The following is a 7,261-nucleotide window of genomic DNA, read 5'->3' as shown; positions in this document are numbered from 1 at the left end:
CGAGCCGGTGCGGGGCGCCGGAGGCCCAGTGCCGGATGACGACGGCGTCGGCCCCCATCGCGGACAGCGTCTGGGCTGTGTCCTTGAGGGATTCGCCCTTGGAGACGGAGGAACCCTTCGCGGCAAAGTTGATGACGTCGGCGGAGAGCCGCTTGGCGGCGGCTTCGAAGGAGATCCGGGTGCGCGTGGAGTCCTCGAAGAACAAGTTGACGACCGTCCGGCCGCGGAGGGTGGGAAGCTTCTTGACCTCGCGTTCGCCCACGGCCGCCATTTCCTCGGCGGTGTCGAGGATCCGGATGGCGTTGGACCGGCTCAGGTCTTCGGTGGAGAGCAGGTGCCTCATGCGGTGGCCTCGATGACCACTTCGTTGACGGGCGCGCCGCCGACCGAGTCGGTTTCCGCGAGCCGGACCCGGACCTTCTCCGCAGAGGAGGTGGGGAGGTTCTTGCCGACGTGGTCCGCGCGGATGGGCAGTTCCCGGTGGCCCCGGTCGATCAGCACTGCGAGGCGGACGATCCGTGGACGGCCGAGGTCGATGATCGCGTCGAGGGCGGCCCGGATGGTCCGGCCGGAATACAGGACGTCGTCGATCAGCACCACCACCTTGTTGTCGATGCCGGTGCGGGGAAGCTGGGTGGGGTACGGCGGCCGCATGGCCTGGTGGGAGAGATCGTCGCGGAACATGGTCACATCCAACTGGCCGACGATCGCGGCGGGATCCACGGTGGGATCGGCGGCGGCAATCTTGGCGGCAAGCCGGACGGCGAGCGGGTAGCCGCGCCGCGGGATGCCCAGCAGGACCAGGTCCTGGGAGCCCTTGTTGGATTCGAGAATCTCATGGGCGATACGAGTGAGTGCACGGTCGATATCCGCCTGGTTCAGTACTACTCGGGTGAGTACAACCTTGGCCGGAACCGGTGCTTCTGGAACAGAAGTCAACGCTCGTCTCCCCTTTCCCCGCCTCACGGGACGGAATTAAAAAAGGATTGTTTGCGCTCCCAAATTACCACAGCGGCGCCCGCGGCCCGGCGCCGCCGGCATGCGTTTAACCTCACACGCACATAGGCTCGGGTCCATGACGAACGAGCCGCGGCCCGGGCATGAGAACCCCGGCTACTCCCCCGGCGGCCAGCGGCCGCTTCCCCAGCAGGCGAACCCGACCTGGCTGGGGCACGTCCAGCCGGAGTACTACCAACGGCCTCCGGCCAACAGCGACGGCCGGTTCCAGCCGGTCCTTCCGCCGCTCCTTCCGCCGGTCCGGAGAGGGCGGAGCTCCGCCGGGGTTGTCGGGCTCGTGGTGGCCGGCGGATTCCTCGCGTTCATCAGCCTGTTCCTGGTCCTGCCTTTCCTGCTGGGGAGCACCGGAATCTCCGGCTTTGTCATCGGATTCGTCGCCTCGCTGGTTCCGCTCGCGACCGTGCTGCTGACGGTGCGCTTCATTGACCGCTGGGAGCCTGAGCCGAAGCCGCTGCTGCTGTTCGCCTTTGTCTGGGGAGCAGTCGTCTCGATTGCGGTGACGATGCTGATCCAGCCCTATTTCTCGCTCGTGGCGGGGCCGGCCTCAGGACTGGACTACACGACGTTCGCCGTGACGGTCCAGGCGCCGGTCGTGGAGGAATTCGCCAAGTCCCTGGGCCTGCTGTTGCTTCTGCTCTTCGCCCGGAAACACTTCGACGGGCCGGTGGACGGTGTGGTGTTCGCCTTTACGATCGCGGCCGGCTTCGCGTTCACCGAGAACATCCTCTACTTCGGCCGCGCGATCGCCGAATCTTCCGACCCCGGCACGGATCTCGCGGTGGTCTTCTTCCTGCGCGGGGTCATGTCACCGTTTGCCCACGCCATTTTCACGGGCACCACCGGGCTGATCATGGGCTTCGCCGCGCGCCGCTGGCACAACGGCCTGTCCGTACTCGCGTTCGCCGTCGGACTCGTTCCCGCGATGCTGCTGCACAGCGGCTGGAACAGCATGGGCCGGAACTTCCTGGGCCAGTACCTGCTGGTCCAGGTCCCGATCTTCCTGCTGGCGGTCCTGGTCATTGTGCTGCTGCGGGTCGCGGAGCGAAGGCTCACCCGCCAGCGGCTCAAGGAATACGCGGCCGCTGGCTGGTTCACCGCGGCCGAGGTGGACATGCTGGCCACCAGCGCCGGCCGGCGCTCTGCCCTGCGCTGGGCCAATTCCGTCGGCCGGGGCCCGCAGATGAAGGCCCTGCTCGGCGCCGCCACCCAGCTTGCGTTCACCCGGCAGCGGATCCTCAGCGGCCGGGACGTGCCCGCGCACCAGATCGACGAGCGGCACCAGCTCGCCGGGATCAGCGCCCTCCGGGCCGCCGTCGTCGGCTGACCAAGACAAAGGAAGCCAGGGAACGAAAAACCCCGCCCGGATGATCCGGGCGGGGTCGTTGCGGTCGTCGGGGCTCAGGCGAGCAGCGAGGGCTTCAGCTGCTGCAGGCGGCCCAGCAGGCCGTTGATGAACGACGGCGACTCGTCCGTGGAGAGGGTCTTGGCCAGTGCCACGGCCTCGCTGACGGCGACGCCGTCGGGCACGTCGTCGTTGTAGAGCAGCTCCCAGGTGCCGATCCGCAGGATGATGCGGTCCACCGAAGGCATCCGCTCCAGGGTCCAGCCCTGCGAGTAGGTTTCCAGGAATTCGTCGATCGCGGCCTGGTGGGAGACCACGCCTTCGACGATTTCCAGGGTGTACGGATTGACGATCTGGTCCGTCTGCTCCCGGCGGGACTTCAGCACATCAAACGCCGACACGGAACGCTGTTCCGCCTCGAAGAGAACATCCAGGGCCCGGTTACGGGCCTTACCGCGTGCACTCACTAGTCGTTGACCCGGCCGAGGTAGCTGCCGTCACGGGTGTCGACCTTGACCTTGGTGTTGTTCTCGACGAACAGGGGCACCTGGATCTCGTAGCCGGTTTCGAGGGTGGCGGGCTTCGTGCCGGCCGAGGAGCGGTCGCCCTGCAGGCCCGGCTCCGTGTAGGTGATCTCAAGCACGACGCTCGGGGGCAGCTCGATGTAGAGCGGGTTGCCTTCGTGGATGGCAATGTTGACCATCTGGTTCTCGAGCATGAAGTTGGTGGCGTCACCGACCGTTGCACCCGGAACGGTGAGCTGGTCGAAGTCGGACGTGTCCATGAACACGAAGTCGGCGCCGTCCTGGTAGAGGTACTGGTAGTCGCGGCGGTCAACCGTGGCCGTCTCGATCTTGAGTCCGGCGTTGAAGGTCTTGTCGACGACCTTGCCGGACATCACGTTGCGCATCTTGGTGCGCACAAACGCGCCACCCTTACCGGGCTTGACGTGCTGGAACTCAATGATGTTCCAGAGCTGGCCCTCAAGCTTAAGGACGGTTCCGTTCTTGATGTCGTTAGTGGTTGCCACAGTATCCTCAGGTTTCTTTGTTGACTGGTTCTAGCCGCCAGCCGTTTATGCCAGGCAGGCATGCCGATCCGGCCCGCCAGCGCGTATTTATCAAAAATCCAAGAACCATTCTACCGGTTATGCGGGCGAGTCGAGATCCAGCACATTCCGGGCACGCTGCAGCGCCACCGTGGAGGCGTAGATCAGGGCGGCGTCGGCCGACCCGGCGACGCGCAGGTCCAGGGCTTCGGCGAAGCTTTCGACGGCGGCCGCAATGTTGCCGCTGGCGAAATAGGACCGTCCGAGGTGCTGGCGGATGAGCGCCTCGTCCGGCGTTCCGCGCGTCTCTGCCAGCAGTTGGCGGAACAGCTCAACGGCCCGGTCAAGCCGGTTGGAGACCCGCAGCACGTCCGCTTCGAAGATGCGCAGGCGCAGCGAGGAGGGGTCCTTGTACCGGGCTTCGGCGAGCAGTTCGGCGGCTTCAGCGGGGTGCCCTTCGACGAGGCGCACGAAGATCAGGTCACCCGGGTCGGTCGAGGCTGCCAGGGCTTCGGTGACGGCGTCCGCGTTGACGACTTGCGGCACGAGGCTGTCCGGGTTGATTTTGATCCCGGGAAAACCTGCGTCGGGCCAGTCACTGGTGCCGCCTGGGACGAAAGGCATCAGGAGGCAATCTCCTGGTACGCGGCGAACAGCAGCGAGGTGTCCGGGACGTCGAGGATGCCGGGGCGTGCCACGCCGTCGAGCACCACGAAGCGCAACAGGTCGCCGCGGGACTTCTTGTCCCGGCGCATGCCGTCGAGCAGGGCCTGCCAACGGTCGCGCCGGTAGGTGATGGGCAGCCCGAGGCTTTCCAGGATGGTGCGGTGCCGGTCGGCGTCGGCGTCGCTGAGGCGGCCGACGCTGCGGGCCAGTTCCGCGGCGAACATCATGCCGACGGAGACGGCGGCGCCGTGGCGCCAGGAGTAGCGCTCGGCGAGTTCGATCGCGTGGCCCAGGGTGTGGCCGTAGTTCAGGATTTCGCGCTGGCCGGTTTCCTTGAGGTCAACGGAAACGACCCGGGCCTTCACCGTGATGGCGCGTTCGATGAGTTCCCGGACGGCGTCCGAACGGGGATCGGAGACGGCGGCCGGGTCCTTTTCGATCAGTTCGAGGATGGCAGGGTCGGCGATAAAGCCGCACTTGATGACCTCCGCCATGCCGGAGATCATCTCGTTCTTCGGCAACGTGTCAAGGGTGTCGAGGTCCGCGAGGACACCGGCAGGCGGGTGGAAGGCGCCGACGAGGTTCTTGCCCTCGGCAGTGTTGATCCCGGTTTTGCCGCCGACGGCGGCGTCGACCATGCCGAGCAGGCTCGTGGGCATGTGGATGACTTTGACACCGCGCAGCCAGGTCGCGGCCACGAAGCCGGCCAGGTCGGTCACGGCGCCGCCGCCGACGGCGACGACAGCATCCGAGCGGGTGAAGTCATTCTGTCCCAGCACCTGCCAGCAGAAGGAGGCCACCTCAATGTGCTTGCCTTCCTCGGCGTCGGGAATCTCGGCGGTGAGCGCCGTGAAGCCTGCGGAGGCCAGTTCTTCCCTGACAGTATCGCCGGTGAGGCGCAGCGCCCGGGGGTGGATGACGAGGACGCGTTTGACCCGCTCCCCCAGCAGCCCGGGCAGGCTGGCCAGCAGGCCGCGGCCCACCACGACGTCGTAGTTCTCACCGGGCGTCTGCCCGGTGACCTTGATGACGGTTGATTCGGTGATCACTTTTCAACTTCCTTTGTCGCCGCTGGCGTGGGTACGGCAGCGGTTCCCGCAGCGGCGTACGTGCGCAGCGCATCTTCAAGCCGGTGCGCGATGTCCGGCACGGATCCGTGCCGCACATCGATGACCAGGTCGGCCAGCCGTTCGTAGACCGGCCGCCGGGTGGCGAACAGCGTCTTCCATCGTTCCATGGCGTCTCCGGCCAGCAATGGCCGGCCGGAATTCCTCGCGATACGTTCCGCCACGGTGTCCGCGTCGCACTCGAGGTAGACCACGGTGCAGTGCCCCAGCAGCTGCTGGGTGCCGGAGTCCAGCACGGCGCCGCCGCCCAGGGAAATTACCGTGTTGCTGCCGTGCGCGTCTTCGATGGCCCGCGCGGCGGCCCTGGCCTCGAGCTCACGGAAGGCGTGCTCGCCGCGGCTGGCGAAGATCTCCGCGATGGAACCGTGGCTGGCCACCACCACGACGTCGGTGTCCACAAACGTGGCTCCCAACTGCTGGGCAAGCTGGTGTCCAATGGCTGATTTTCCGACCGCCATCGGCCCGATCAGCGCGATGGGCCGGGCAGCCGTCCTGGCCGGCACTGCCGGCATGTCGGCCGGCACTACTGGCCGATCGAGTCCAGGGACGCCGGAATGTTGTCCAGATAACCCTTGATGTTGCGGGCGGTTTCCTGCACGGAATCGCCGCCGAACTTTTCCGTTACCGCTTCGGCCAGGACGAGGGCCACCATGGCCTCGGCGACGACGCCGGCCGCGGGGACCGCACAGACGTCGGAGCGCTGGTGGTGGGCCTTGGCAGCCTCGCCGGTGCTGACGTCTACGGTCCTGAGGGCACGGGGAACCGTGGCGATCGGCTTCATCGCCGCGCGGACGCGCAGCACGTCCCCGATGCTCATGCCGCCTTCGATGCCGCCGGCACGGTTGGAGGTGCGGACGATCTTGCCGTCGGCGTCCTTGACGATCTCGTCGTGGGCGGCCGAGNAGCCGCGGCGGGACGCGGTGAGGAAGCCGTCGCCAACCTCAACGCCCTTGATGGCCTGGATCCCCATGAGGGCAGCCGCCAGCCGTGAATCGAGGCGGCGGTCCCAGTGGACGTAGCTGCCGAGTCCCGGCGGGAGTCCGTAGGCGAGGACCTCGACGACGCCGCCCAGGGTTTCACCTTCCTTATGCGCGATGTCGACCTCGGCCACCATGGCGTCGGACGTTTCGCGGTCGAAGCAGCGCAGCGGGTCGGCGTCAAGGGCCAGGACGTTGTCCGGGACCGGCAGGGGCCGGCCTTCCGGGACCGCGGTGCTGGCGATGGACACCGTGTGGGAGACGAGTTCGATGCCGAGCTGCTTGAGGAACGCGGAGGCGACGGTGCCGAGAGCCACGCGGGTTGCCGTTTCGCGGGCGCTGGCGCGCTCCAGGACGGGACGTGCCTCGTCAAAGCCGTATTTCTGCATGCCGGTGAAGTCCGCGTGGCCGGGCCGGGGGCGGGTCAGCGGGGCGTTGCGGGCCTGGTCGGCGAGGATTTCCGGGTCCACGGGGTCGGCAGACATGATCTGCTCCCACTTGGGCCACTCGGTGTTGCCGACCTGGATGGCGACGGGGCCGCCCTGGGTGAGGCCGTGGCGGACTCCGCCGAGGATCGTAACGACGTCCTGCTCAAACTTCATCCGCGCGCCGCGGCCGTAGCCGAGCCGGCGGCGGGCCAGCGAATCGGCGATCTGGGCGCTCGTGAGCTCCACACCGGCGGGCACGCCTTCAATAATTCCGACCAGGGCCGGCCCATGGGATTCTCCGGCAGTCAACCAACGCAACATAAAATCCATCCTGCCATGTAAGGCGGTTAGAACACCCGTCGGGGCGCCCCGACTGCGTCACACATCACATCTATGACTTCCGCCGGCACGGCGTCGCCCAGGCCCGTAAAGTGCCGGACCTGTTCCACGGCCTGGTAGATGAGCATCTCGAGTCCGGGGACCACGGTGCCGCCGGCTTCCTGCCAAGCGGAGGCGATCCGGCTGGGCCAGGGATCATAGGCGACGTCCAGCAGCACACCGGGCCGGGCCACTGGGGCGTCAAGGGACGGCTCCCCTGCGCGCTGTGCAAAAATCTGCACCAGTTCCGCGGCCAGTGGATCGGCGGCCCGGGGCGG

At 67.1% G+C, this 7,261-nt stretch carries 8 protein-coding genes and 2 pseudogenes (1 of these 10 cut by a window edge); 1 reads left to right on the top strand and 9 read right to left on the bottom strand.

Annotation, left to right across the window (positions count from 1 at the left end):
* Positions 1 to 343, bottom strand: a pseudogene (locus K789_RS0121755) (aspartate carbamoyltransferase catalytic subunit); it reaches 695 nt to the left of the window's first position.
* Positions 340 to 939 (bottom strand): bifunctional pyr operon transcriptional regulator/uracil phosphoribosyltransferase PyrR, encoded by a 600-nt coding sequence (gene pyrR / locus K789_RS0121750; protein ID WP_024368583.1) that lies wholly within the window; start codon positions 937 to 939, stop codon positions 340 to 342. The pseudogene K789_RS0121755 and the gene pyrR overlap by 4 nt, the downstream one beginning before the upstream one ends.
* A gap of 136 nt (positions 940 to 1,075) precedes the next feature.
* On the opposite strand from pyrR, the gene K789_RS0121745 reads away from it, so the two are divergent.
* A complete protein-coding gene (locus K789_RS0121745) occupies positions 1,076 to 2,341 on the top strand; it encodes a PrsW family intramembrane metalloprotease (RefSeq protein WP_029705698.1) in 1,266 nt (421 codons plus the stop codon).
* Between the two features lie 74 nt (positions 2,342 to 2,415).
* Here K789_RS0121745 and nusB read toward each other — a convergent pair whose 3' ends face one another.
* From nusB to K789_RS0121710, 7 genes and pseudogenes are all read right to left on the bottom strand, one after another.
* The gene (gene nusB / locus K789_RS0121740; protein ID WP_024368581.1) at positions 2,416 to 2,826 is read right to left on the bottom strand and encodes a transcription antitermination factor NusB; all 411 of its coding nucleotides are present in this window, start codon (positions 2,824 to 2,826) and stop codon (positions 2,416 to 2,418) included.
* Entirely contained in the window at positions 2,826 to 3,389 is a 564-nt protein-coding gene (gene efp, locus K789_RS0121735; protein WP_024368580.1) for an elongation factor P, read from the bottom strand. The genes nusB and efp overlap by 1 nt, the downstream gene beginning before the upstream one ends.
* Positions 3,390 to 3,506: 117 nt before the next feature.
* Positions 3,507 to 4,031 carry a tetratricopeptide repeat protein gene (locus K789_RS0121730; RefSeq protein WP_024368579.1) on the bottom strand — a complete coding sequence of 175 codons (525 nt, stop codon included), beginning with the start codon at positions 4,029 to 4,031 and terminating at the stop codon, positions 3,507 to 3,509.
* Positions 4,031 to 5,122, bottom strand: coding sequence for a 3-dehydroquinate synthase (gene aroB, locus K789_RS0121725; RefSeq protein WP_024368578.1), 1,092 nt, complete (start codon positions 5,120 to 5,122; stop codon positions 4,031 to 4,033). The genes K789_RS0121730 and aroB overlap by 1 nt, the downstream gene beginning before the upstream one ends.
* On the bottom strand, positions 5,119 to 5,712 hold the full coding sequence (locus K789_RS0121720; RefSeq protein WP_024368577.1) for a shikimate kinase: 594 nt from the start codon (positions 5,710 to 5,712) through the stop codon (positions 5,119 to 5,121). Before K789_RS0121720 ends, aroB begins: the two co-directional genes overlap by 4 nt.
* A gap of 11 nt (positions 5,713 to 5,723) precedes the next feature.
* Positions 5,724 to 6,926: a chorismate synthase gene (gene aroC, locus K789_RS0121715; protein WP_024368576.1), complete on the bottom strand. Its 1,203-nt coding sequence runs from the start codon at positions 6,924 to 6,926 to the stop codon at positions 5,724 to 5,726.
* 26 nt (positions 6,927 to 6,952) lie between these two features.
* Positions 6,953 to 7,261: pseudogene (locus K789_RS0121710) on the bottom strand (shikimate dehydrogenase); the annotation flags it as partial.

This window comes from Arthrobacter sp. TB 26 (assembly GCF_000427315.1).
Lineage (GTDB): Bacteria > Actinomycetota > Actinomycetes > Actinomycetales > Micrococcaceae > Arthrobacter.
The sequence above is the reverse complement of the archived record's forward strand: the minus strand, read 5'-3'. Positions and strand labels throughout refer to the sequence as shown.

Bases quoted from the DNA above. Each gene is read 5' to 3' on its own strand.
- K789_RS0121745 (WP_029705698.1), top strand. From the start codon at position 1,076: ATGACGAACGAGCCGCGGCCCGGGCATGAGAACCCCGGCTACTCCCCC.
- K789_RS0121730 (WP_024368579.1), bottom strand. From the start codon at position 4,031: ATGCCTTTCGTCCCAGGCGGCACCAGTGACTGGCCCGACGCAGGTTTT.
- K789_RS0121720 (WP_024368577.1), bottom strand. From the start codon at position 5,712: ATGCCGGCAGTGCCGGCCAGGACGGCTGCCCGGCCCATCGCGCTGATC.